Origin of the sequence: Sodalis sp. RH14 (genome assembly GCF_047324285.1) — a bacterium.
GTDB lineage: Bacteria > Pseudomonadota > Gammaproteobacteria > Enterobacterales > Enterobacteriaceae > Acerihabitans.
Genome location: NZ_CP178739.1, coordinates 1995470 through 2020090 on the forward strand (window position 1 = coordinate 1995470; position 24621 = coordinate 2020090).

Sequence of the window (24621 nt, forward strand, 5' to 3'; positions counted from 1 at the left end):
AGTGGCTATCAAATCGGTCATTCGCCGATCAGTTGTAAAACGAACAGGAGATATTTAATGTCTAGATTACAAGGTAAGCGCGCACTGATTACGGGTGGAACAAGTGGTATTGGTCTTGAAACAGCGAAGCTGTTTGTTGCAGAAGGTGCACGCGTAATTGTTACTGGTGTTAACCCTGATTCTATCGCAAAGGCGAAAGTAGAACTTGGTAATGATGTGTTAGTCGTGAGCGCTGATTCCGCTGATGTGAACGCACAGAAAGCCCTGGCTCAAACGGTTAAGGAACACTTTGGACAACTGGATATCGCTTTCCTGAATGCGGGTATATCAATGTATATGCCAATTGAGGTATGGACAGAAGAGATGTTCGACCGCATTTATGATATCAACGTTAAAGGTCCTTACTTCCTAATGCAGGCGCTGCTGCCAGTGTTCGCAAGCTCTGCATCAGTGGTCTTTAATACATCTGTAAATGCTCACACGGGACCAGTGAACTCTTCAGTTTATGGCTCAACCAAAGCAGCATTACTGAACATGTCGAAAACACTTTCTAACGAGTTACTTTCTCGTGGGATCCGTATCAACGCAGTGAGCCCAGGCCCTGTTGATACACCGCTTTACGATAAGGCGGGGATCCCAGTGGAATATCATGATCAAGTGATGAAAGATATCGTTGCAACCATCCCTGCAGGTCGTTTTGGTAAGCCTCAGGAAGTAGCGCAAGCGGTACTTTACTTCGCATCTGATGAGTCAGCCTGGACCGTGGGTTCAGAAATCATCATCGACGGCGGCGTTTCAATCTAAGCCACCAAAATCACGCTGGAACAGGCGTATCCACCTGAACAAAACATTGTCATTCACGTTGTGACGGCAAGCGACCTCGGCAACGGATGTACCTGGTTGTAGAGCAAGCTGGACCGGCTTTAACTTCAGTTCTGGAGAGTGGAACTGGCGAGGCGCTGAACGCCAGTCCATCTTGGCCTGAGGCGTTTCCTGGACTGCCCCCAAAACCGTGGCCAGTTTTGCTTGACCACTACAAAGTTAACGCCCCTCTCACGACATTAGGAGGGGGCGAAGCTACTAAAATTTCCCTGTGCACTACATTGTTAAGTAAGCACTCTTTTAATGTAACCCAGATATAAAAATGCGTTCTTTTTTCAGATATTCTGAACTGGCTGAAATAGTCATCCCAGCATAGAAAAAGCGACTAATAATATCTTCTTCACAGTTTGCGGATCTTCTCCATGAGCTAGCAGTGACGAAGCATTAATCAACTGTGCGTCGATATAAGTAGCTGCAAACTCTGGAGACATATTGGCAGAAAACTCTCCTTTGGCTTTTGAGCGCTTCACCCATTCTTTGAAAGTGGATAAGCCTTGCTCCTCAAGGAAATCGACTTGTGCGCGAGTTGCTTCGCCTAATTGCATCCGTGCCTCACGCATTTTTACAAAAAGGCACCCCATTGGAGACTCATGGTTACAACTCACTGACGTGGCAAATGACACGAGATTGTCAAGTACCTCTCGAAACGGAGAGTCACTATTTAACATCTCTTGCACAGGACTTAGCACTTGTTCCTGGTACCTGATAAGAACAGCTTTCATCAAGCCATCTTCATTCGAAAATTCACGATAAAGGCCAGGCTTCGATACACCAGATCTCCTGCAAATTTCATTGAGGGATAAACTGCCTATATCCTCTTTCCAATAAGAATCCATTGCTACATCTAAAACATGGTCACGATCAAGGGTCTTAGGTCGCCCTCTTGAAGGTTTGATTGGATTTAAATTCATTTTATACTGCCCGGTATTTTAATTTGACAGATCGTACACTAACTTTTATTATACCAGCCGGTATTTAATTTTCAATCCAGTAGGAAAGCAAAGATGAGTGAAGCAAAGAAAAACATCGTGGTCACAGGAAGCAGCAGTGGATTTGGTCAAAAGTCAGTAAAAGATTTTGCAGATAAAGGCTACCAAGTGTTCGCCACGATGCGTGGCCCAGAAGGCAAGAACGCTGCAGTTAAGGCTGAATTGGAAGCGTATAGCGATTCCATCCATGTAGTCGATATGGATGTTACCAATGACGAATCGGTCAAAACAGCCATTGCAAGCGTACTAGATAAAACGGGCAAAATTGATGTTTTGCTAAACAATGCTGGTGTAATGTACCTTGGCATTACAGAAGCATTTAGCATTGCCCAAGCTCGCGAGCAGATGGAAACCAACTACTATGGCGCTATGCGTACTATTCAGGCAGTTTTGCCTGCGATGCGTGAAGCCAAGTCAGGCCTGATCATCAACACCTCATCCATGGTTGGCCAAATTTCAGCGCCATATTTTTCTACCTACGCCGCAACTAAACACGCTTTGGAAGGCTACCTCCAAGGGTTACGCTACGAAGTGGCACCATTCGGCATCGATATCGCCATCGTACAACCTGGCCCATTCCCTACAGGTCTAAGTGCAGCAGGACAACAACCGTCACGCACAGACATACTGGACAGCTACGGTGAATTAGCAGATATTCCTGCTGCTATGTTCGAAGAATTCGGTAAATTTATGCAGAGCGATCAAGCACCTGATCCACAAATGGTCGTAGATGCCTATTTAGCGCTAGCCGATATGCCTAAAGGCAAACGCCCAACACGCACAGCGGTTGGCTTATGGTTTTGACCCCATATATCCATGCACCTATTCCCGCTTAGGTTGATGGTTTCCCCCTGCGCCGATATTCTCTTGGTGAGCGATATCCTAAAGCGCTGTGCGGGTGATATTCGTTGTAATGTTCGAACGCTAACGACAGGTTTAACACTGCCGTCTGGCTGTCCGGTTTTGGCATCATGCCGATATAATCACGCTTCATCGTCTTAACGAAGCTTTCTGCTACACCATTACTTTGTGGACTTCTGATCGCGGTCGTTCGGGGCTCCAGGCCCAGCATTTTAGCGAAGCTCCGGGTTTCATCGGCACGATAGGCCGAACCGTTATCCGTCAGCCATTCGAGGGGCGCTGTCGGCAGGTTTTGCCCGAACCGGCGTTCAACTGAGCGTAGCATAACGTCCTGTACCGTATCGCTGTCATAACCGCCGGTGCTGGCCGCCCAGTCCAAGGCTTCCCTGTCGCCACAGTCGATGGCGAAGGTGACCCGCAGCTTTTCGCCGTTATCGCAGCGGAACTCGAAGCCATCCGAACTCCAGCGCCGATTGCTTTCGGCCACCGCCACCCGGCCTGTGTGACGACGGGTATCCGGTGTGGGACGGGGTTTCGACTCTAACAACAAGCCGTTGTCACGCATCACGCGCCATACCCGTTTTGCGTTCACCCTCGGCAGACCTTCCTGCTCCGAACGGCGGCGCAGATTAGCCCAGATGCGTCGATAGCCATAACTCGGAAGGTCGGCAACTTCGGCACGGATGTGTTCCAGTAATTCGGCGTCATCTTGATGCCGCTGCATGCGACCGTCCTGCCAGTCAGCCTGCCGATAACGATAAAGCGAGAGCTGCGCACGCGACACACCCAGAGCTTCACTCACTGGTTTTACTCGTCGTCCCCGGGCAATAAGGGTCCGTGCGCAATCCATTTTTTTGCTTTGCCGTATTCTACCGCCTCCTTAAGGATCTCATTTTCCATGGTTTTCTTACCCAGGAGACGCTGGAGTTCACGGATCTGTTTCATGGCACTGTTTAACTCAGAAGCCGGCACAACTTCTTCGCCGGCAGAGACCGCCGTCAGGCTGCCATCCTGGTATTGCTTACGCCATTTAAAGACTTGATTAGCATTCACATTATGACGACGAGCGACAAGAGAAACGGAGCTTCCTGGCTGGAAGGTCTCCTGAACGATGGCGATCTTCTCCTGCGGAGTGCGACGACGGCGTCGCTCTGGCTCAGTAAGAACAGTACCCATGATTTCGCTTTGACCAGTCTTGAACATAGTTCCAAGCCTACCTCTTATTTTAGGCGGGTCAAAGTGTATGGATCATCAGGGGGCTAATACAGCTTAGTTTGGGGGGTTGATGAAATTAACGCGGCTAAACAACCCATTCAAGACCGTGTGTTGAAAGAAATGCAACTAGACAACGTTTTAGGTGGTGCTGACGCGTAATTTTCGGTCACAGGGGCAGACTATCTTTTGCCCCTGTGACCTGCTCCCCGTTGATTAACATCACGCGGTGTTAGTAGTATCTTACGAACTTCCGTTTGTGGTGGTGCACGCATCGGGATTGCGCGCATTATGATTACCTAACCTTGAACTCATCAGCGACTTTGGTGTTGGCTATGACGGTATTGATGTTACCGCGGCAAGAGAGCGTCAGATCGCTGTGACCCATACCCCGGCGTATTGACGGATGACGTTGCAGATCTGTCCATGGGGTTGATACTGGCAACGTCACGCCAGTTCCCCGGAGCACAACGTTTTATCGAACAGGATGCATGGCAGAAAGGTGGTTATACGTGGACCCGCAAAGTCTCAGGGGCGCGGTTAGGCATTATTGGCATGGGGCGTATTGGGCGTGTTATCGCCAAACGCGCGGTTGCATTTAACATGTCGATCGCTATACGGATCGCGCCGCACTTGCCGACATGGACTACACCTTCCATGCAACATTGCTATCGCTGGCCGGGGCGCGTGATTTTCTGGTGGTCTGTACCAACGGTGGTGCAGAAACCCGCAGCCTCGTTAACCGAGATGAATTTAATGCCTTGGGCGCAGAAGGCATTCTGATCAATATTTCCCGTGGATCGATAGTAGATGAGCGGGCGCTAGTTGAAGTCATCGGAGAGGGGGCTCTCGGGGAGCCGGTCTGGATGTTTTCACCGACGAACCGCAAGTCCCGCAAGCATTGTTACACCGGGCAAATGTGGTTGTCACGCCGCATATGGCCAGCGCTATCTGGGCGACGCGCAAAGAGATGTTGCGTCTGGTGCTGGAAAATGTCAGCGCCTATTTTGCTGGCGAGCCGTTGTTGACACCTATTCCGTAGTAACCGAGTGAAAACGGATTCTGCATTTAAATCAGAGCGTGGCGTTAAGTCGCGCTTATTTATTGTCAGCGTTAAGCCACCTACCCGGGAGGTGGCGATTGTCCCGGTGAGGTCATTTACAGGGTTTTCCGGATGGTTTTAAGTTGCGGATTTTTGCGTCGTTAAGAGATATTTGGGGGGAACTTTGTCATCGAACCCACCTGACCCCAAATCAGACCACCAATTTTGCCCGATGCGGAGGGGAAATGAAAATGCATCGGGAAGACTTTTCACACTAACTTGTTGAATATAAATAGTATAAAGATTCGTGTAGATGCATGAAAACATAAATTTGGCTCCTCTGACTGGACCTGAATCCATGCGCTAACCAATTGTAGATTAAACAATTTTATATATTCATCAAATAGAACTGGACTCAATTTTGGACTTACTTAAATAAGGTGGCAAGAGATTTCTTTTTGGTCAGTACTATTATGGGGTGTGGCGATCAAATATGACGCCAGCTTCAAATGATAGTGCTGGTCAAGGTTACTACTGTAACTTAGTAACTAAGTGCTCGCTAAGGGAGGCCAGTCAGTATTTCATCAGTGCAACGTTATATGCGCTAATGGCTCAAAATTTGATGCCTGTCATTTGCAAGCGAAGCCCACATCGGGTGATTTGGCCTATCCCCGAAGCAGGGCGCCGCGGAACGATATAATATGCGCCTCTGCCGCAAGCGCGGCCGCCTCGCCGTCCTGTGCGGCCAGCGCGACAATGATCGCCTGATGTTCTTCGATAACCTCCAGCATATGGCCCTCTTTCGACAGCGAACTGGCCCAGAATCGTTGCGCCTTGGCATGCAGCACCCGCAAAATGTCCGCCAACATTGCATTACCGGCGATTTGCGCCAGCAATTGATGGAACTGATAATCCAGGGCCATCATCCGATCCCGCTCTCGGGAATGGCATGCGTCTGCAATCCATTCGTTTATTTCCCGTAGGTTGGCAACGTCCGCAGCGGAAATTCGCTTGCTGGCCAATTTCACACATAAGATCTCATTCGCCAGCCGAACCTCAATCAGCTCCAGCGCATCGTCAATAGAGAGCGGCGATACCATCACACCCTTACGTGGGATAATTTGCAGCATGCCCTCATTGGCCAGGCGGTGGATTGCCTGGTTGATCGGCGTTCTGCCCATCGCCAGCTCATTCATCACCTGCGCCGTATTGAGAAAATCACCCGGCTTATAGCTCAACGTTACCAGCGCCTGTTTAAAACGGCGGTAGGCCAGTTCATTGAGCGACAAATCGGACTCATCGTCCATCGGCAAATCTTGGCTCACGGTATCAGAAGATTTCACGCGTAATGTCCTGTTTAAAACATTTTAGACATTCTACACAAAAGGTGGCATGAAAATCGCTTATTTCATTTCTGAAAATAGAGTGAAATTTCACGATGTTTTCTTTAATCACTTAAATACAGCGAGCTGGCAACTATGGAATTGACCTTTGAGCTACCCGGATCCACTGGCGCCGGGCACCTACAGACCGACATTAATCAATTAATCGTTGCCGGCTGGACCGGTCGCGATCCCGAAGCGATCCTGCACCATATCAGTGAACTTGAAGCGCTGGGCGTGCCCCGGCCAAGTGCAACACCGTTGTTTTATCGCGTGGCCGCCAACCAGTTAAGCCAGCAAGAGGTTATCGAAGTGATGGGCGGCGCGACGTCGGGCGAAGTTGAACCCCTGGTCTTCTCCCATCAGGGCTGTCTTTACGTCTCGTTGGCGTCCGACCATACCGATCGTCGGTTGGAAACTCACAGCGTCGCGCTATCAAAGCAAATCTGTGCCAAACCGGTAGCCCGTACCGCCTGGCCGCTGCATGAGGTGGCGGGGCACTGGGACCAACTCATCTTGCGCTCTTGGATCAAAGAGGAAGGCGAGCTTCGTTTGTATCAGCAAGGAACGTTGGCCAGCCTGCGTAAACCGGCCGAACTGCTGGAGTGCTATTTCTCTAGCCAAGAAATGTTGGCAAGGGGACTAACTCCGTCGTCCGGGCCGATCGACGGCCTGGCCATAGTCTGCGGCACGGTGGCCGCCATCGGTGGCATCCGACCGTCCACGGAATTCCGAATGGCGCTGGTAGATGACGTCCTGGGCCGGACCATCACTCACCGCTATTACTGCACCGAATTACCGGTTGTTGCGTAAAGGGGGGACCGATGATGAAAAAGAGCGAGATGGCCTTATCACAGGCAGCGGAGCGGCTTAATGTCGGCACTGTCAGCGCCCGGGAGTTAACAGAGGCGGCCTTGGCGGCAATGGATGATCCCCGGGGTGAAGGCGTGCGCGTCTTTACCCGCATTTATCGCCGGCAGGCGCGGCTACGGGCGGCGGCCTCCGATGAGCGCCGGAGGGCAGGGAGGCTGCTTTCCTCCCTGGATGGCATGCCGATATCCATCAAGGATTTATTCGACGTGGCCGGCGAAAGCACCACCGGCGGCTCGGTGGTATTGGCCGATGCGCCCGTCGCCGCGCGTCATGCCGTCATTGTCGACAAACTGCTGCGCGCGGGCGCGGTGATCGTCGGCAAAACCAATATGACCGAGTTTGCCTATTCCGGCTTGGGGATCAACCCGCATTATGGCACGCCGGCCAATCCCTATGACCGGGCCACGCGCCGCATTCCCGGCGGGTCGTCCTCCGGCGGCGCCGTTGCCGTCAGCGATGGCATGTGCCTGGGGTCGATTGGCAGCGATACCGGCGGGTCGGTGCGTATTCCCGCGGCCTTTTGCGGGCTGACCGGCTATAAACCCACCGCACGCCGTATCGATCTCGCCGGTGTATTGCCATTGTCTCCCGCGCTGGACTCGGTGGGGGTGATGGCCCATGACGTGTCCAGCTGCCTGGCGCTCGATAATATCATCAGTGACCGGCCGTTGGCGCTGGTCCACAAACCGCTGGCGCAGGCGCATTTTGCCGTGCCGCAAACGCTGGTGCTCGACGATCTCGACGACGACGTAGCGGCGGCGTTTTCCGCCGCTTTGGCGCATCTGCGGCGGGCCGGCGCGCATATCACAGAGATCCCCTGCGTTGAATTTGCCGAACTGTCCCGCATCAACGCCGCCGGCGGATTTACCGCGCTGGAGTCCTGGTTATGGCACCGGCCCTTGATTGAACAAAACAGCGCGCAGTACGACCCCCGGGTTATTTCACGCATCCGCCGCGGCGAGGCGCTCGACGAAAACGACCGACGGCAACTGCTGCGACAGCGCGCCGACTGGCAGCACCGGGTAGCTGCCGCCATCGGCTCGTATGACGCGTTGCTGATGCCGACGGTGCCGCTGATTGCGCCGCCCATTGCCGCGTTGGACGCGGATGAAAATGCCTATTTCCGTGTCAACGGCGCGGTGCTGCGCAATCCGGCGATGATCAATTTTCTCGACGGTTGCGCCGTATCACTGCCTTGCCAACCGGTGGACGCCGCGCCGGTGGGGCTGATGGTCGCGTCCCTGCCGATGCGGGACGGTGCATTGCTGAATTGGGCGCTGCAAATTGAACGCTGCCTGAGCGCAGCACGGTTCCCTGCGGGAAAATAATTTCCTATCGACGTTAACCTTGAGGAGAGTACCCATGGAACACAGATCGAACGCTATGCTGTTGGTCGCAACCGGCATCGCGCCGGCGGATGAAGAGGATTTTAACCGGTGGTATGACCGGGAACACGTGGAGGAGCGGGTACGCATTGCCGGATTTCTGTCGGGCACCCGCTATCAGTCCTTGCAGGGCGGGCGTAAGTATCTGGGGCTCTATCTGACCGAATCATTGGCGAGTTTCACCTCGCAAGCCTACCATGCGGCCTTTACCCGCCAAACGCCCTGGTCGGTGGCTAACCTGGCGAAAATGCAGGATCCGATGCGTCGGGTTTGCGCTGTCGAGTCGGTGACCGGGATCGGCACGGGGAGTTACCTGGCTATCCTGGTCCTGGCCTCCCGGTCGCCGGGGACCAAACTTAACGCCGAGGTCGCCGCCCTTGGCGCGTTGTTGCGCGAACAAAACGGATTTGTCCGTTGTTCGCTATTGACGCCCGACGAAACCCTCAGTTCACCGTTGCCCAATGAGTCGCGCGACAACAGAGAACTGTTGCCCATGATATTGCTTGAAAGCAGCAGCGCCGAGGCCAGCCGGACATTTGCGGCGAGCGCCTGCCAGACGTTGCAACACCCTCACGGCGAGGTGCAGTACTACGGCCTGAGCTGGCAGCTTAGCGCACAGGAGCTCAAATCATGAACCTTTCCAGCGAGAATAACGTTATTCCAAAGGACGTCGACGCGTTGGACGGTATTGTGCGCCTGCCGCCCAATACCGGTCGGCTGGCCGCGGCCAGTTCGATCGGCACTGCCCTGGAATGGTACGATTTCACCGTTTACAACATCATGGCGGCGCTGATTTTCAATCATGTCTTTTTCCCTTCATTCGATCCGTTGGTGGGTACTATCCTGGCCTTTTCCACCTACGCCGTCGGTTATGTGTCGCGGCCCATCGGCGGCATTCTGTTTGGCCACCTGGGCGATGTGATGGGGCGTCGCTTCGTGCTGGTGGCGACGCTTATCATCATGGGCGTCACCACCGCGCTGATGGGGCTGTTACCCGGTTACGCGTCTTTAGGTGTCTGGAGTCCGCTGCTGCTGGTTACGCTGCGTTTTATCCAGGGTATCGCGCTCGGCGGCGAATGGGCGGGGGCGGTATTGCTGTCAATGGAACATGGCGACGCCGGACAGCGCGGGCGCAACGCCTCCTTCGCCCAGGTCGGCCCTTCCTGTGGCACCCTGATTGGGACCGGGTTTATCACGCTGGTCACGGTGATGATGCCCGCGGAAGATTTCCAGCTATGGGGCTGGCGCGTGCCGTTTTTGCTGAGTCTGCTACTGGTAATCTTCGGCTTATGGCTGCGTAGCGGCGTGGGCGAAACGCCGGCGTTCCTCAAATTGGAACAGGCCAAAAACACTACCCACACCCCGGTAAAAGAAGTGTTTAGTCAACATTTGCGACCGCTGCTTATCGCCGGCGGGTCACGCATCGGGTCGGATGTATTGTATGCGCTGGTGGTGGTATTCACGCTGACCTACGTCACCACCGTATTGCATCTGCCGCGTCCGCTGGCGCTGACCGCCACTATGCTCGGCGCGCTGGGCAATGCGATTACGGTACCGGTGTTCGGCGCGCTATCCGACCGCTTCGGCCGCCGTCCGGTCTATATTGTCGGCGCACTGCTGGCGATCGTCTGGGCCTATGCCTTTTTCGTGTTGCTCGACAGTACCCAGCCGGTGCTTATCTGCCTGGCGGTAATTATCGGATTATTGATTCATGCGATGATGTACGGCCCGCAGGCGGCGTTCGTGACCGAACAGTTTCCGACGCGCGTACGGTATGCCGGTTCGTCCCTGGCCTATACATTGGCAGGTATTGTCGGCGGCGGCTTTGCCCCGTTGATTATCACCACACTCTATAAAGAGTATAACAGTACGCTGGCCATTTCCGCCTATGTGACACTGGCACTGCTGATCACGTTGGTAGCGGTTTTCGCCGCCAAAGAGACAGCGCATAAACCTTTATAATCCACATCGTGCGCCGGCGCGATAAGCCATTTTCCTAGCCCATCTGCATATTCTGGTGGGCGACTGGCCACGCTCGTTGCCAAGGCGGGCATTCACTTGTGCCATGAATCCCATGGGGCGCGCACAACGTTAGATGAAATGGGGGGGGTAACTCTGGATGAACCCTTACGGGTATGGCTAAATCGTTTGAAACCTTCTATGTCGTAATAAGTGCCGGTGTTTGACAGTGAGAGGAAAATAGAAGCGTAGAAAACTCTGCCATCAGGCAGAAGACCAAAAAGCCCGCTAACTAACGGGCTTCAGACTGCTGACGAACCCCATGTTTTTTTGTGGGGTTCATCTTTTTCAGCGACCGAAGATCGCGATCGCGTTATTTTGTTTAAACTGCACTATCCTAATTTTCAACTTGCTCATATGACCTATCCAATATTGTTATCACTGAAATGTAAAATAATTTTGTTTCGCAATGGTGCTAATGTTTATATAGTTACCAGGAAGGGTGATACATCTTTCCATATGATCATGTGAACACAGGATTAAAGGTGACTGGATTATGATCTGCTTTGAATATTTTGGATGATAAAATCTCTTTATGTTGAGTGCCGTTTATCATGGTATCTCAAGCGCATGAAGGTTAACCTATAGAAAATTTTGCATTTCATAAAACGAGAAAAATGATATATCAATACGTTGCGAAATATTTTTAAAATTTTGAAACATAGGAAAAAATAGGAATGAACGAGCGTTTCAATAAAATAGAATTCATAAAATCATCCCCAAACCTATTGGGACCGAATGAACCACCTTCCTCCATTGTTCCAGCTATTTCTGAATATGATTCAAATATGCTAGAGCTTGGTGCTGTCCAGGCGGTGACTGCCATGCAAAAAGGTTTTTTTACAGCAGAGACGTACGCGAAGGCACTTCTCGCGCAAGCAGAACGTTGGTCTCTCCTAAATGTATTTTGTACGATGGATAATGAGAATTTGCTTACAGCTTCCCGTGCTCTTGACAATGCCCGCAATCAAGGGAAGGCGCTGGGCCTGCTTCATGGTCTGCCAATTCCGGTAAAAGATAGCGTCAATACATCTTCTTTCCCAACCTCGAATGGGACGATGTCTCTGAAGAATTTCAGACCGGCTGTCGACGCAGGCATTATCAAACTCATTAAAGATGAGGGTGCCATCATTATGGGCAAAACCAATCTACACGAGATTTCCTTCGGATGGACGAGCAATAACGAAAACTTCGGGCCAGTTCGCAATCCCTACGACATGGAATGTAGTACCGGTGGCAGTAGCGGAGGTTCAGCTGCAGCCGTTTCTTCCAAGATAGCACCATTAGCGGTAGCTGAAGATACGTGGGGATCTATTCGTTTGCCCGCCTCTTTTTGCGGGCTGGTAGGTTTTCGACCAAGTCGTGGACGCTATCCTGATGACGGTGTCATGCCACTAACCAAATCGTTTGATCAAGTTGGATCACTCGCCCGGTTTGTAGAAGACGTTATCTTGTTCGATCAAGTAGCCGCAAGCGACTACCGTGTGGTAAAGCCACTTCCTTTGAACCAGATTGTCATAGCTATCCCTGTGGCATTCTGGGAAGGATTAGACCCAGAAGTTGAGCGCGTTTCTTTCAATGCAATTACCCGTTTGAGAGACGCTGGTGCATCAATTATTGATGTTTCATTCCCAATAAAAGATATTGAAAAATCCTCCGACATAGTTGGGACTATCGTATCTTATGAGTTAAAAGGCTGCATTTCAGCATTTCTTAAACAGCAAAAAACCGGAGTATCCTTTGATAACCTTTACGCAAATCTCGGAGCTAATACAAAAAACTTGGTAGATTCTATGGTTCTTAGCCCCAATACTCCGTCGCGGGAAGCCTATGAAAATGCAATAGTTCGAAAAACGGCGCTAACTTCAGCCCTTACCTCCTATATGCGAAATCAAGGTGTCCATGCGCTTGCCTATCCTGCTGCGATGGTTCGAGCGCCAAAAATTGGAGAGGAAGACGAAGTTATGATTGAAGAAGGCCGGAAAATTAGTGCATTTGATGCCTTCGGTCGAAACGTAGCACTAGGAAGCTGTGCCGGCATGACAAGTCTCGTGCTTTCCGCCGGACTTGCACGTAACGGTATGCCTATTGGGATAGAATTCGCTAATTTAAAAGGACATGACAGAGAGTTACTTGCTCTGGGACTGTCTTTAGAAAAAGCTCTTGGCTCCGCACCATTGCCCGAGTTTTAAAAATCCTGTTAGAAAAATTCAATTGAAACTATGGTGTCAGTTGATAGGGTAATCACCTGTTTGAACCGTAAAGTTGATCACGGTTGCGGAGGTTTTCACGACTGCTTTATTTAAGTTATGTTTGATTTTATTTATTTAATATTGCTGTTTCTGGTATGTTAAATAATAAGCTCGTGTGAAGCTAACCTTATTTGTGTGATTTTCTTACAATACTAAATTCATTATATTATTGGCGTGTGGGATAACATTTCAAGCGTGTTGGCGAGCAAGGCCGTTTGAGATAATGACTCAGAAAGAGAGAGTATTGAATACAGTGCTGTTATATATATGATCAATTATGAAAATTAATAATTTCTCCTCGAAAACTTCGCGTTTTATAAAATGTAAATAGGAAACATATTTATTCGCTGCGAAATAATATTAATGGCATAAAACATAAGAGAGAAATAAAATGGCCAACAATCTCAATAAAAAAAAATTTATGAAATTTTCTACGCTCGGTTTGAAACTACCCATTGAATCATCACTGATTGTACACACTGTGACGCTTACGGCTTATCTTGCCGCATCGACTGCCCCAACACCTCTCTATCGATTGTATCAAGCACAATGGCATTTTTCATCGGTAATGTTGACATTAATATTCGGTATTTATGCACTTGCCTTACTATCAGCATTGCTTGTGGCTGGCAGTATCTCCGATTATATCGGTCGACGCCCTATCATCAGTATTGCACTGGCGCTGGAACTCGCCGCTATGGGGTTGTTCCTTACCGCTGGTGGACCCAGTTGGTTGATTACCGCAAGAGCACTTCAAGGTGTGGCAACAGGGCTTGCTACGGCAGCATTGGGCGCGGCCCTCATCGACCTCGATCGGGAACGCGGCGCTTTGACCAATGGCCTTTCAACGATGGGTGGCATGGCTATTGGCGCCTTAGGCACGACCGCTTTGGTACAACTCGCGCCAGCACCGCTTCACCTCGTCTTCATATTATTGCTGCTTTTTTTCTTCGTGCAGTTATTGCAAACTTGGCGTACTCCCGAAACATCAGAGAGCCGCCCAGGCGTGTTAGGTTCGTTGCGTCCAAGTGTTGCGATACCCAAACGAGCAAGGGCGACATTACTAGCGATTACACCCATTAACGTGGCGGTATGGGCGCTCGGTGGATTTTATCTGTCGCTCATGCCCTCATTGATAGCCATGACTACTAAATCGACTTCTGTCTGGCTCGGTGGTCTGAATGTCGCCACCCTGACCTTATGTGGTGGCTTGGCCATTTTTTTGGTACGGCGTAGCAATGCATTCTGGGCACTCGTCATTGGTGCTGTAATGTTGATGATTGGAATGTCCATCATCCTTGCCGGCGCTAATCTAGGATTGACGGTGGTTTTGCTAACCGGATCAGCTATCGCTGGGGTCGGATTCGGTTCAGGGTTTCTTGGTGCAATCAGAAGCATAGTACCACTTGCTGAGCCAACTGAACGAGCAGGGCTAATGGCCGCTTTTTACGTAGAAAGTTATTTGGCTAATAGCATTCCAGCGATCCTTGCAGGATACATGGCCCAACATCTTGACCTTTTATCTGTCGCGAATCTATATGGTAGTAGCCTGATTCTGCTGTCTTTTATAGGGTTCGTGCTCGCGCTCTTTCGTGCTCGTGGTACGCATAGGAGAGCATCTACGATTGCGTAGGCATTTATTTTTTATAGTTACTGTAGTTGCCAAAGTGGCAGTATGTATTAGCCCCCTGATGATCCATACACTTTGACCCGCCTAAAATAAGAGGTAGGCTTGGAACTATGTTCAAGACTGGTCAAAGCGAAATCATGGGTACTGTTCTTACTGAGCCAGAGCGACGCCGTCGTCGCACTCCGCAGGAGAAGATCGCCATCGTTCAGGAGACCTTCCAGCCAGGAAGCTCCGTTTCTCTTGTCGCTCGTCGTCATAATGTGAATGCTAATCAAGTCTTTAAATGGCGTAAGCAATACCAGGATGGCAGCCTGACGGCGGTCTCTGCCGGCGAAGAAGTTGTGCCGGCTTCTGAGTTAAACAGTGCCATGAAACAGATCCGTGAACTCCAGCGTCTCCTGGGTAAGAAAACCATGGAAAATGAGATCCTTAAGGAGGCGGTAGAATACGGCAAAGCAAAAAAATGGATTGCGCACGGACCCTTATTGCCCGGGGACGACGAGTAAAACCAGTGAGTGAAGCTCTGGGTGTGTCGCGTGCGCAGCTCTCGCTTTATCGTTATCGGCAGGCTGACTGGCAGGACGGTCGCATGCAGCGGCATCAAGATGACGCCGAATTACTGGAACACATCCGTGCCGAAGTTGCCGACCTTCCGAGTTATGGCTATCGACGCATCTGGGCTAATCTGCGCCGCCGTTCGGAGCAGGAAGGTCTGCCGAGGGTGAACGCAAAACGGGTATGGCGCGTGATGCGTGACAACGGCTTGTTGTTAGAGTCGAAACCCCGTCCCACACCGGATACCCGTCGTCACACAGGCCGGGTGGCGGTGGCCGAAAGCAATCGGCGCTGGAGTTCGGATGGCTTCGAGTTCCGCTGCGATAACGGCGAAAAGCTGCGGGTCACCTTCGCCATCGACTGTGGCGACAGGGAAGCCTTGGACTGGGCGGCCAGCACCGGCGGTTATGACAGCGATACGGTACAGGACGTTATGCTACGCTCAGTTGAACGCCGGTTCGGGCAAAACCTGCCGACAGCGCCCCTCGAATGGCTGACGGATAACGGTTCGGCCTATCGTGCCGATGAAACCCGGAGCTTCGCTAAAATGCTGGGCCTGGAGCCCCGAACGACCGCGATCAGAAGTCCACAAAGTAATGGTGTAGCAGAAAGCTTCGTTAAGACGATGAAGCGTGATTATATCGGCATGATGCCAAAACCGGACAGCCAGACGGCAGTGTTAAACCTGTCGTTAGCGTTCGAACATTACAACGAATATCACCCGCACAGCGCTTTAGGATATCGCTCACCAAGAGAATATCGGCGCAGGGGGAAACCATCAACCTAAGCGGGAATAGGTGCATGGATATATGGGGTCAAAACCACAGTAACTATTGACGACATCGCCATTTAGGCGATGTAAAGGATAAATCAATTGTATTGGACATTAGTGCTAGCCCAAATAATATAGCGATGTTTGATCGAACTGGTGAGGACAGCTTCTTCCTTTGGCAACAGTGTTTAGGTTGTATTATTTCTTAACATTGATGTCAGTCGGTTTACTCTATACTAAGTCGAAATAAGTATTGATGGAATGCCGTTTTTCTCGTATATAGTAGCATTCGCTTGACCACATCATAATCGTATGTTTAAGTGTTTCCATGACAACAAAATGGAATGATCCATATGATTAGCCTTGATGTCGACTCGGTAAGAGCCTTCGTTGTGATCTCTGATTTAAAGAGCTTCACTCGTGCAGCTGAGGAGCTAGGTACAACGCAAGGGGCACTTAGCGTCAAGCTGAAACGTCTCGAAGACCGGCTGGGGCAACGGTTGGTTGAACGGACGCCACGTCACGTGCGGCTCTCATCACCCGGCGAGTTATTCATTGAGTCCGCCCGGAATTTTCTTGAGGCGCATGAACGCGCAATTACCAGTCTAGCTGCTACCAGGAGACAGTTTAAACTTGGCATTGCATGTTATGTGATGGGCCCAGAAGTACCAAAAATCCTCTCCAGGTTGAAATCATTGGACCCCTCATTTTTAATTGAAGTCAAACTTGACAGTTCGCGAGTATTACTCGACGATTTTAGTAACGGATTACTTGATGCTGTAATAATACGTAGCGATGATGCTAGACGGGATGGCACTGTCTTATGCCCAGAGCACTTCGGTTGGTTTGCCGCACCTGACTTCGAATATCGTTCAGATGAGCCTTTACGTTTGGCTAGCCTCACCCCTGATTGTGGAGTGCGCGATCTAGCGGCCAAGGCGTTGAAACAGGCCTCAATCCGCTGGACAGAAGTGTTCGTCGGTGGAGGATTATCGGTAGTCATTGCCGCGATATCGGCGGGACTCGCAATTGGAGCATTTTCACGTAGACTAGCTTCTCCTGAACTCGTTGAGGTTGGTCCCAAGTTTGGTCTTCCTGTTCTCCCTTCATTTTCAATCGTCCTTCATTCCTCTTTATCTGACAAGAGAACAAGAGGAGCCTTACGTGCTATTGCCAGCGCTTTTCGAGAAGTTTAAAAAACTGTTTCAATCAACTCATCTTGGTAAGTTTTCACAATAATTCCGTTAAAACAAAATAAAAAAGATAAAAGCTTTCATAAAGTAAAAAAACAGATCCCCCTGAAAGGGATCCGCTTTTTGCTAGCTAATTGTCATTCGCTGCTTTATGTTGCCGCGCATAAATATATGGCGCGACATACCCCTTCCGATTTACGTCCAGTTAATCCGACCACCATTGCATCATCTCCATGCGGGCTTCCAGATGCTCCGCTTTGTGGACATAGGCGGCCCGCACGCCGTTGCGCTCTTTATGGCTCATCTGACGTTCGATGGCCTTGACCACAACCCGGACTCGTTTAGGGCGCTACAGGCCATCGTTCTGAATCCGTGGCCGCAAACCTCGATTTTGGTGTCATAACCAATCACACGTAGCGCTTTATTAATGGTGTTTTCGCTCATCGGTTTGTCCAGACCACGCGCACCCGGAAAAACGAAGACCGACTCACAGGTAAGCGCCTTGATCTGTTTTAGCAGGGCAACTGCCTGATTGGATAGTGGCACTAGATGTTCGTCCTTCATCTTTGCGCCACGCTCTGAAAATCTCACGCCTTTTACGGCTGCGCGCTGCGCGGGCACCGTCCAGATATGGGCTTTCAGGTCGAACTCTTCCCAGCGGGCGAAGCGCAACTCGCTTGAGCGCAAAAAGACGTGCAAATTCAGTTCCAGCGCCAAACGGGTCAGTACACGGCCTTGGTAGTTTTCTATGTTCACCAACAGTTCAGGCAAGCGTCGCAGTGGCAACGCGGGAAGATGTTGGGCCACAATCGGCGTCACGACGCCGCCCAGGTCGAACACGGGGTTGTATTTGATTAGGCCCTGTTGCAGCACGGCGTGACGCATGATTTTGGTCAGATACTGGCGCATCCTCCCGGCCACGTCATGCACGCCTTTGTCGTCGATGGCTTTGATGAGCTGCGCCAGATGCCGTGTTTCGATCTCCGCGATATCCATTTCGCCCATGTCAGGGAAGGCATAGCGCCTCAGGCAGGTAAGAATTTTATCCGCGTGGCTTGCCGACCAGAGCCGGAGGCTGCTGGTGTGCCACGAGATTGCGATGTGTTTAAAGGTGCGGGTTTTGTCTACAGCGGTTTTTTCGGATTCACGGGGCAGGGAAGGGCAGATGCCGGAGGCCAGCAGCTTGCGGGCAGCGTCGCGCTTTTCGCGAGCCTCCGCCAGCGTGACCTGCGGATAGGCGCCTAAAGCCAGGCGGGATTCTTTGCCACCGAAGCTGTAGCGGAAATACCACAGACGTGAGCCGCTGGTTGATACCAGTAGATACAGACCGTGGGCATCGGAGAGTTTGTAGGATTTTACGAAGGTTTTTGCAGCGCGGATTTTGCTGTCAGTCAGAGCCATGTGAGGGTCACTCCATTCATCGAACTGAATGACCCGCAATTTGACCCCACATTTTCCGGATACCTAGGGATAAATTAAAACGTATCGGAAAGGGTTTTTACGCTAACCTATTGAATTTAAGATATATAGGGATTCATAAGAAAGCATAAAAAAGAAATGGTGGTGCCCGGACTCGGAATCGAACCAAGGACACGGGGATTTTCAATCCCTGTGTCGAGTTGTTAGATTTCATAAGTGATTGTGGTATATATGTAAATTCGCATCCTGAGATAATTATCAGGTGCCTAAATGCATGTTATACCAGTGATTTCTACCAAGGGTGGGGAAGGTAAATCCACTCAAGCCGCTAATCTTGCCGGCTTTCTAGCCGATGCAGGTTTAAAAGTCCTTCTTATCGATGGAGACTATGCTCAGCCAACTGCGAGTAGCATTTTCTCTCTTTCCTATGAAGCCCCCAAAGGTTTGTATGAATTGCTCATGCAGACTGCAGATCTAAACCAACCTTCGAGTCTCATATCCCACAGCGTTATCAGCGGGTTAGATATCATTATTTCAAACGACCCTCACGCTCAGCTTCCGACTGCCATGCTTCACGCTCCGGATGGTCGTTTACGCTTACGTAACGTTCTTCAGCACCCTCTTTTCCAGTCATACGATGTCATCATCGTCGATTCTCAGGGTGCCCGTTCAATCATGTTGGAACTGATTGTTCTGGCAGCAACGCGAACGGCCGTGGGTGTCGTAAAACCCGTACTTCCTGATGTAAGGGAATTCATTCGCGGGACCATCAATATGATGGAAAACTTGCTGCCTTTTTCAGCCCTAGGTCTGAAACTCCCAGAAATACGCATCCTCATTAACTGTATGAAGTACACCCGCCTTGCTCGTGATACTTACCAGCAACTTGAAGAGATCATCAATGATGGCCGGTATAGCGCGCACAGCGAACAAATCAAAGTCTCGCTGCTCAGCACCTTCATTTATGACCTCGAAATTTATGTTGAAGGTCACGCAGCTGGTCAGCCAGCCCATCGCCTGGAAAAGAAAACCGGCCGAGTAAGCGACTCTGCGTTCGCCACGATGTTCAACCTTGCAAGCGAACTTTTCCCTGAATGGAAACCGCAGTTCGACCGCATCGCCTTGAAAGAAATGGAGGCGAAACATGGCTGAATCCAACATGGAAGCCTTGAAAGGGCTTGTTTCTGTTGAAGCGGAGCAGGGCGTGCTGGGTGGTTTAATGCTCGATAACGATCGTTGGGATGACGTTGCACTTGTCCTTACCGCAGATGATTTTTTCAGTAGGACGCATCAGACATATTTTCGTGAAATGAAGCGCCTGATTGATGCTGGCAAACCAATTGATCTTATCACCCTGACAGACACGCTTGATCAGCAAAAAACGCTGGAGACAGTGGGAGGGTTTGGTTACGCAGCAACGCTCAGTAAAAACACGCCAAGCGCGGCCAATATTGTCGCGTACAGCGAAATTGTTGCGCGTTATAGCAGAGCGCGACAGCTTGCTGCTTTGGGTAACGATCTGAGTCGGGATGTCGCTGCTCCCCGTGCAGATATCTCTTGCATCCTCGAGCAGGCTGAAAAACGGATCATTGATATCGCTGAAAAAGCAGAGCCTGAAAAAGGTACCTCCGTAATCGAAGGGTTAGAGCGACTTATCAGCGATTTGGAAATGCGTAATCAGTCGGGTAACGGGATTACCGGCACACCGACAGGCTATGACGATCTTGATACCCGCACATGCGGGCTTCAGGACAGTGATCTTGTGTTACTGGCGGCACGCCCATCGATGGGAAAAACGGCTTTGGCAATGGGTATGGTGACGGGCGCTCTTGAGCAACAAAAGGAAAGTGTCGTTCAGGTTTACAGTCTCGAGCAGCCGACTGAACAGCTTCTTATGCGTATGATTTCTTCATTGGGCAATGTGGAGCTTCAACGCCTCAAAAGCGGGCTACTGGAGGATGAAGATTGGGCTCGCATAAGTCATGTTGCTGGCCTAATCGCCAATGACTGGCGGGATAGGCTCATCATTGACGATACCAGCTATTTGACGCCGTCGATGCTTCGAATTCGCGCTCGTCGCAGCGCGCGTAAGTACGGTAAACCTTCGTTGATCATGATCGATTACTTACAACTGATGCGGTGTCCTGATCAGGAGAACCGTACGCAGGAAATTGCCGAAATCTCACGTTCTCTTAAGGCGCTGGCGAAAGAAATGAAGTGCCCGGTTTTGGCTCTCTCCCAGCTCAACCGCTCTCTTGAATCCCGTGCAGACAAACGACCAAACAACGGTGATCTCCGTGACTCCGGCGCGCTCGAGCAGGATGCTGACGTTATCATGTTTATTTATCGCGATGAGGTCTATAACCCCGACACAGAAGACAAAGGGCTGGCTGAAGTGATCATTGGAAAGCAGAGGCAGGGACCTATTGGGATGGTCACACTCCGTTTTGACAGCCGCTTTACCCGCTTTGAGTCCCTTCGAGCTCCTGCCTTACAAGGAGGAGTTTAAAGATGAGCAAGTTCACAAAAATTAATCTTTCTGATGCCATGCTACAGCGCGGTAAATCACCGTCTCAGCTCACTACAGGCGATAACGTTTCACCAGCAGTTCTTCCTCTTAGTGAAATGCCGATGGTGCTTACATTAGATCAGTTGCGTCCAAATCCTGATAATCCGCGCACGTCGCGCAACCCCCGTTTCGATGATATCAAAACCTCTATTCGCTCGCGTGGATTGGACTCTATTCCCAAAGTAACGTGCGATCCGGATGGTGAAGAAGTGTATATCTTCAGCGATGGTGGGAACACCCGTTATCAGATCCTTTGCGAACTTTGGCAGGAGACAGGGGACGATCGTTTCTATCGAATCCAGACCATTGTTAAGCCATGGCCTGGACGTCTCCAGTGCGTGATTGGGCATCTTGCTGAAAACGAAGTTCGCGGTGATCTTACCTACATCGAAAAGGCCTTTGGTATCCATAAAGCCCGGACAATCTGGGAGGAACAGCTCGGCAAGAGTGTAACATTGCGTGAGCTTTCCGATTTGCTTAATCAGCAGGGCTATCCGATACATTTCTCAGGGATTAGCCGGATGGAAGATACCCTGACCTATTTATACCCTTCTATGCCGATTCTTCTTGATTCAGGGCTAAGTCGGTCTCAGGTAACCCCTTTACTTAGTCTGCGTTCGACAGCTGAGAAAACGTGGAAAATATTTGCTCCTGACGTATCGGCTAAACGTGATTTTCATGAGGTTTTCGCCAATACCTGCTGTTTGTTCAATAACCCAGAACTGTACTCCTTTGAGATGTTTCGCGATGAGCTCATTGGCGAGCTTCTCAAAGCATTACCTCACCCATCTCTGAACTATGACCGCTGGCTGATTGAGCTTGACCCGAAAGAGCAGCAGCGTCGAGAGATGTTTGGTGAACCGCCAGCACCGCCCGTAATGAGCCCAGTTCAGGATACGTCCCTCTCAGTATTACAAGAAAAAGAAGTGAGGCAGTTACCACCGCAGCCTGATGATAAAACGCACTTAACCGGGCTGCGCTCCGGCACGCTGACAGGAACGCATAACCGACCTGAACCTGCTCCGGATAACAATGCTGAAGTAGAGGTTCCAACATTACCGGCTTCTTTGCAGTCTCTTACAGATGGTAGTCAGCTGCGCCCTGCGGAACGAACGGAGACACAGCCAGATCTTTATGGTGGGCCCGCTGTTCTCAGCGGTGAGCCGAGTGGGCAATCAGCATTTAATGATATTAGTTTGTTTTCCGCGTTGTCTGAGTCATCTGATGAGTCTGCTCAGTCGGTGGTTCATGAGTCATCTGTTGCTTTTGCCGCGACGGGGCTTGAGCCGGTCACTGATATCTGGCACATCCCGGTACTACAGGATGATATCGAGCACCTGCAGGACATGGCCTACCGTCTGGCCTTTGAACTCGCAGAGGCTATGGGATGTGAAGAGAGCATTTATGAAGATAAATCTAATCAATCAGCGGGTTACAACGCTTCCGAACAGAGCAGCAATGAGTTCGTCCTGTTCTTGGCGGGCATGACGGGTGATCTTCCGAAGCAGCCCTTCAATATGTTTATGTTCTGCCTGAATTTTTTCGGCTCACCGGTTATCAGCGACCAGCCCGTTTTTACCGATCAGCACGTCGTTAAAGTTATGCGCCTGATCCGCGTTTTACGTCGCCTGCGTGAGTTACAGCGTGATGCAGCGAAGGGAGGTTCCCATGACCTTTGATCTCAATGATGAAATGGCACAGGCAGTCACTGAGCAGCAGCTCAGGGCAAGTCTGAGTCTTATTCTTGACGAAGTCCGTTCTGATAAACCGTCACATCACTTTTGTGAGGACTGTGGAGCAGCCATCCCAGAAGCGCGCCGTCAGGCGGTTCGTGGCGTCCGTTTTTGCATCGGCTGTCAGGAAGTCCGGGAACATTATCAGCACATTGGTACGGGGAAACGCTATGACAGCCGGAGATAATGAAAAGCTCTTGCGCCGTATCCGTAAGCTTATGGCTTTAGGAACCCGCAATAACAACGCTTATGAGGCCGCGCGCGCCGTGCGTCTTGCACAGGTTCTTATGCAGCGACACAACCTCTCGCCAGAGGATTTAGCACTCGGCGACGTCCAGGAAGCGGTCAGTTATCAAATCTATTCCGATGCCATCAGTATCCCGGGGTGGCTGAATGCACTGGCTGCCGTGGTATGCATGGCAACGGGATGCCGTTGCTGGTTTAGCTGGCATCACTCCGCCACCCGAACCGGCCAGGCCCGCCGCCGGCGCTCACTGCACTTTTATGGACTGAATGAACGTCCTGAGGTGGGGTTGTACGTGTTCACTGTCCTCTCCCGCCAGCTCAGGGAGGCCACCGATTTGCACATGCACTCAGCCTACCGGCTTAAGCGCCTCAAGGTACAAACAAAGCGAAACCGGGCTGACCAGTTTCGTGAGGGCTGGGTAGTGGGAGTTTGGAACGTTCTTGAGTCGTTCGAACCCTCAGAGAAAGAATCGGGAGTTTTGCGGAACTGGTTGACACAGCGATGCGGAAATCAGGCGCTGTCTGAGCTTAATGTAAGGGAGGCACGCAGTTGCCGCGGTGACTCAAAAGCCCGCGAATCAGGGTGGATGGCCGGGCGGCAAGCCCAGCTGAGTCGGGGGCTTAATGGTCAGGCGTCGCATTTGAAAGCCTTGTCCGTGATCGGAGGAAAAGATGATGAGTAATGCGCTGATTTTCATAGCATGTACTGCCTGCTGGATGACGGATGCTTGGTTACTTGCGGATTTGGGGATGAACGGGGGGTTACTGTGAGCCAAAACTTATCTCAGGCAACGAATGCCATATTGACACACCTCCTTATGGAGCTGAAATCAGGGAATATTCGCCGGTGCGAGTCGTTAGGGATGACAATCGAAGAAGTGCGTCAGTTGAGTCAATTGACCGTCGACGACCTGCATTACCTGATGCAAAGCAGCGTGTCGGTACTGAATCTTAGCATCAATCATGACAATTTCTGGATCATCGTTCAGCAGTCCAGAACTGAGCAGAAGCGCATGCAGCGCATTGACCGGGCGTTAGCGCTCGGCGGTTCCATCGAGCTGATGCAGACTTACTTTGGCCTCAGTGCGGCAGAGGTCAGCGCCCGGCGTCGTCTCAAAGGGATTGATACCGCCCGTGGGCGGACGCAGGCACCGGATGAAGAGGCGGATGCCGGCATCTGGACGCAGTGGGACGCATCGGGTCTTAACTCGCCAGACTCTCATGACGCACTGGATGTAATGATGCTCGCCGCCGAACTCCATAATGTCTCACTGACTGCCGTCTGGACGCGCGTAACCACATGGTGTCGTGAACGTGAACGTAAGGGCAATAAACGGGAGGCGGTATGACTGAGCTTCTCGATTTCAACCCGCGTCAGCACATCACCCCTGCGGTGCGTCGTAAAGCCATAGGGATGGTGAACTCTCTTGAGAGCGGCCAAAAGGTATGCAAGCGTCTGGATGTAAAAGGCTATCTCAAAATTGATATCGGTCCATTCTGGCGGATGCTTAGCAAAGACGGCGGGCACCGCTGGTTCCTGATGAATCACGAGACCTATAACCGTGAAATCAAGAAATAACGCAGAAGGTTAAGCACAGTTTTACGAT

At 51.0% G+C, this 24621-nt stretch carries 18 protein-coding genes and 5 pseudogenes; 18 read left to right on the forward strand and 5 right to left on the reverse strand.

What is annotated here, in order from left to right:
* Nucleotides 1–57 precede the first annotated feature (57 nt).
* Entirely contained in the window at nt 58–804 is a 747-nt protein-coding gene (locus ACL2XQ_RS08910; protein WP_413728544.1) for an SDR family oxidoreductase, read from the forward strand.
* Here ACL2XQ_RS08910 and ACL2XQ_RS08915 read toward each other — a convergent pair.
* Both ACL2XQ_RS08915 and ACL2XQ_RS08920 read right to left on the reverse strand, forming a co-directional pair.
* Nucleotides 796–975 (reverse strand): transposase, encoded by a 180-nt coding sequence (locus tag ACL2XQ_RS08915; RefSeq protein WP_410015462.1) that lies wholly within the window; start codon nt 973–975, stop codon nt 796–798. The two genes, ACL2XQ_RS08910 and ACL2XQ_RS08915, sit on opposite strands and share 9 nt — an antisense overlap.
* A gap of 209 nt (nt 976–1184) precedes the next feature.
* On the reverse strand, nt 1185–1793 hold the full coding sequence (locus ACL2XQ_RS08920; RefSeq protein WP_410015461.1) for a TetR/AcrR family transcriptional regulator: 609 nt from the start codon (nt 1791–1793) through the stop codon (nt 1185–1187).
* 93 nt (nt 1794–1886) lie between these two features.
* On the opposite strand from ACL2XQ_RS08920, the gene ACL2XQ_RS08925 reads away from it, so the two are divergent.
* Entirely contained in the window at nt 1887–2675 is a 789-nt protein-coding gene (locus ACL2XQ_RS08925) for an SDR family oxidoreductase (protein WP_413740296.1), read from the forward strand.
* Nucleotides 2676–2724: 49 nt separating this feature from the next.
* On the opposite strand, the pseudogene ACL2XQ_RS08930 reads toward ACL2XQ_RS08925, so the two are convergent.
* Nucleotides 2725–3908: pseudogene (locus ACL2XQ_RS08930) on the reverse strand (IS3 family transposase); the annotation flags it as partial.
* Between the two features lie 331 nt (nt 3909–4239).
* Here ACL2XQ_RS08930 and ACL2XQ_RS08935 point away from each other — a divergent pair.
* Nucleotides 4240–4986: pseudogene (locus ACL2XQ_RS08935) on the forward strand (2-hydroxyacid dehydrogenase); the annotation flags it as partial.
* 665 nt (nt 4987–5651) lie between these two features.
* On the opposite strand, the gene ACL2XQ_RS08940 reads toward ACL2XQ_RS08935, so the two are convergent.
* Complete coding sequence (locus ACL2XQ_RS08940) at nt 5652–6293, reverse strand: GntR family transcriptional regulator (RefSeq protein ID WP_413731038.1); 642 nt, start codon at nt 6291–6293, stop codon at nt 5652–5654.
* Between the two features lie 171 nt (nt 6294–6464).
* On the opposite strand from ACL2XQ_RS08940, the gene ACL2XQ_RS08945 reads away from it, so the two are divergent.
* From ACL2XQ_RS08945 to ACL2XQ_RS08980, 8 genes and pseudogenes are all read left to right on the forward strand, one after another.
* On the forward strand, nt 6465–7181 hold the full coding sequence (locus ACL2XQ_RS08945) for a DUF2848 domain-containing protein (RefSeq protein ID WP_413729938.1): 717 nt from the start codon (nt 6465–6467) through the stop codon (nt 7179–7181).
* Nucleotides 7182–7195: 14 nt separating this feature from the next.
* On the forward strand, nt 7196–8569 hold the full coding sequence (locus tag ACL2XQ_RS08950; RefSeq protein ID WP_413731039.1) for an amidase: 1374 nt from the start codon (nt 7196–7198) through the stop codon (nt 8567–8569).
* Between the two features lie 34 nt (nt 8570–8603).
* Nucleotides 8604–9260, forward strand: a complete 657-nt coding sequence (locus ACL2XQ_RS08955; RefSeq protein WP_413729940.1) for a hypothetical protein — start codon at nt 8604–8606, stop codon at nt 9258–9260.
* On the forward strand, nt 9257–10588 hold the full coding sequence (locus ACL2XQ_RS08960) for an MFS transporter (RefSeq protein WP_413729941.1): 1332 nt from the start codon (nt 9257–9259) through the stop codon (nt 10586–10588). Before ACL2XQ_RS08955 ends, ACL2XQ_RS08960 begins: the two co-directional genes overlap by 4 nt.
* 734 nt (nt 10589–11322) lie before the next feature.
* Nucleotides 11323–12837: an amidase family protein gene (locus ACL2XQ_RS08965; protein ID WP_413729942.1), complete on the forward strand. Its 1515-nt coding sequence runs from the start codon at nt 11323–11325 to the stop codon at nt 12835–12837.
* Between the two features lie 451 nt (nt 12838–13288).
* A complete protein-coding gene (locus tag ACL2XQ_RS08970; protein ID WP_413729943.1) occupies nt 13289–14530 on the forward strand; it encodes an MFS transporter in 1242 nt (413 codons plus the stop codon).
* Nucleotides 14531–14664: 134 nt separating this feature from the next.
* Nucleotides 14665–15919: pseudogene (locus ACL2XQ_RS08975) on the forward strand (IS3 family transposase).
* Between the two features lie 288 nt (nt 15920–16207).
* Nucleotides 16208–17050, forward strand: a complete 843-nt coding sequence (locus ACL2XQ_RS08980; RefSeq protein WP_413729944.1) for a LysR family transcriptional regulator — start codon at nt 16208–16210, stop codon at nt 17048–17050.
* A 127-nt stretch (nt 17051–17177) separates the two neighbouring features.
* Here the strand turns inward: ACL2XQ_RS08980 and ACL2XQ_RS08985 are convergent.
* A pseudogene (locus tag ACL2XQ_RS08985) lies at nt 17178–18448 on the reverse strand (tyrosine-type recombinase/integrase).
* A gap of 288 nt (nt 18449–18736) precedes the next feature.
* On the opposite strand from ACL2XQ_RS08985, the pseudogene ACL2XQ_RS08990 reads away from it, so the two are divergent.
* From ACL2XQ_RS08990 to ACL2XQ_RS09020, 7 genes and pseudogenes are all read left to right on the forward strand, one after another.
* Nucleotides 18737–19638 (forward strand): annotated as a pseudogene (locus ACL2XQ_RS08990) (ParA family protein).
* Nucleotides 19611–20975: an SPI-7-type island replicative DNA helicase gene (gene dnaB-PI, locus ACL2XQ_RS08995; RefSeq protein ID WP_413740297.1), complete on the forward strand. Its 1365-nt coding sequence runs from the start codon at nt 19611–19613 to the stop codon at nt 20973–20975. The pseudogene ACL2XQ_RS08990 and the gene dnaB-PI overlap by 28 nt, the downstream one beginning before the upstream one ends.
* Before the next feature lie 2 nt (nt 20976–20977).
* On the forward strand, nt 20978–22714 hold the full coding sequence (locus tag ACL2XQ_RS09000; protein ID WP_187514545.1) for a ParB family protein: 1737 nt from the start codon (nt 20978–20980) through the stop codon (nt 22712–22714).
* Complete coding sequence (locus ACL2XQ_RS09005) at nt 22704–22955, forward strand: TraR/DksA C4-type zinc finger protein (protein ID WP_072270529.1); 252 nt, start codon at nt 22704–22706, stop codon at nt 22953–22955. The genes ACL2XQ_RS09000 and ACL2XQ_RS09005 overlap by 11 nt, the downstream gene beginning before the upstream one ends.
* On the forward strand, nt 22939–23697 hold the full coding sequence (locus tag ACL2XQ_RS09010; RefSeq protein ID WP_187514544.1) for a DUF2786 domain-containing protein: 759 nt from the start codon (nt 22939–22941) through the stop codon (nt 23695–23697). Before ACL2XQ_RS09005 ends, ACL2XQ_RS09010 begins: the two co-directional genes overlap by 17 nt.
* 84 nt (nt 23698–23781) lie before the next feature.
* On the forward strand, nt 23782–24363 hold the full coding sequence (locus ACL2XQ_RS09015) for a DUF2857 domain-containing protein (RefSeq protein WP_060435768.1): 582 nt from the start codon (nt 23782–23784) through the stop codon (nt 24361–24363).
* Entirely contained in the window at nt 24360–24593 is a 234-nt protein-coding gene (locus ACL2XQ_RS09020) for a hypothetical protein (protein WP_187514543.1), read from the forward strand. Before ACL2XQ_RS09015 ends, ACL2XQ_RS09020 begins: the two co-directional genes overlap by 4 nt.
* Nucleotides 24594–24621: the final 28 nt, after the last annotated feature.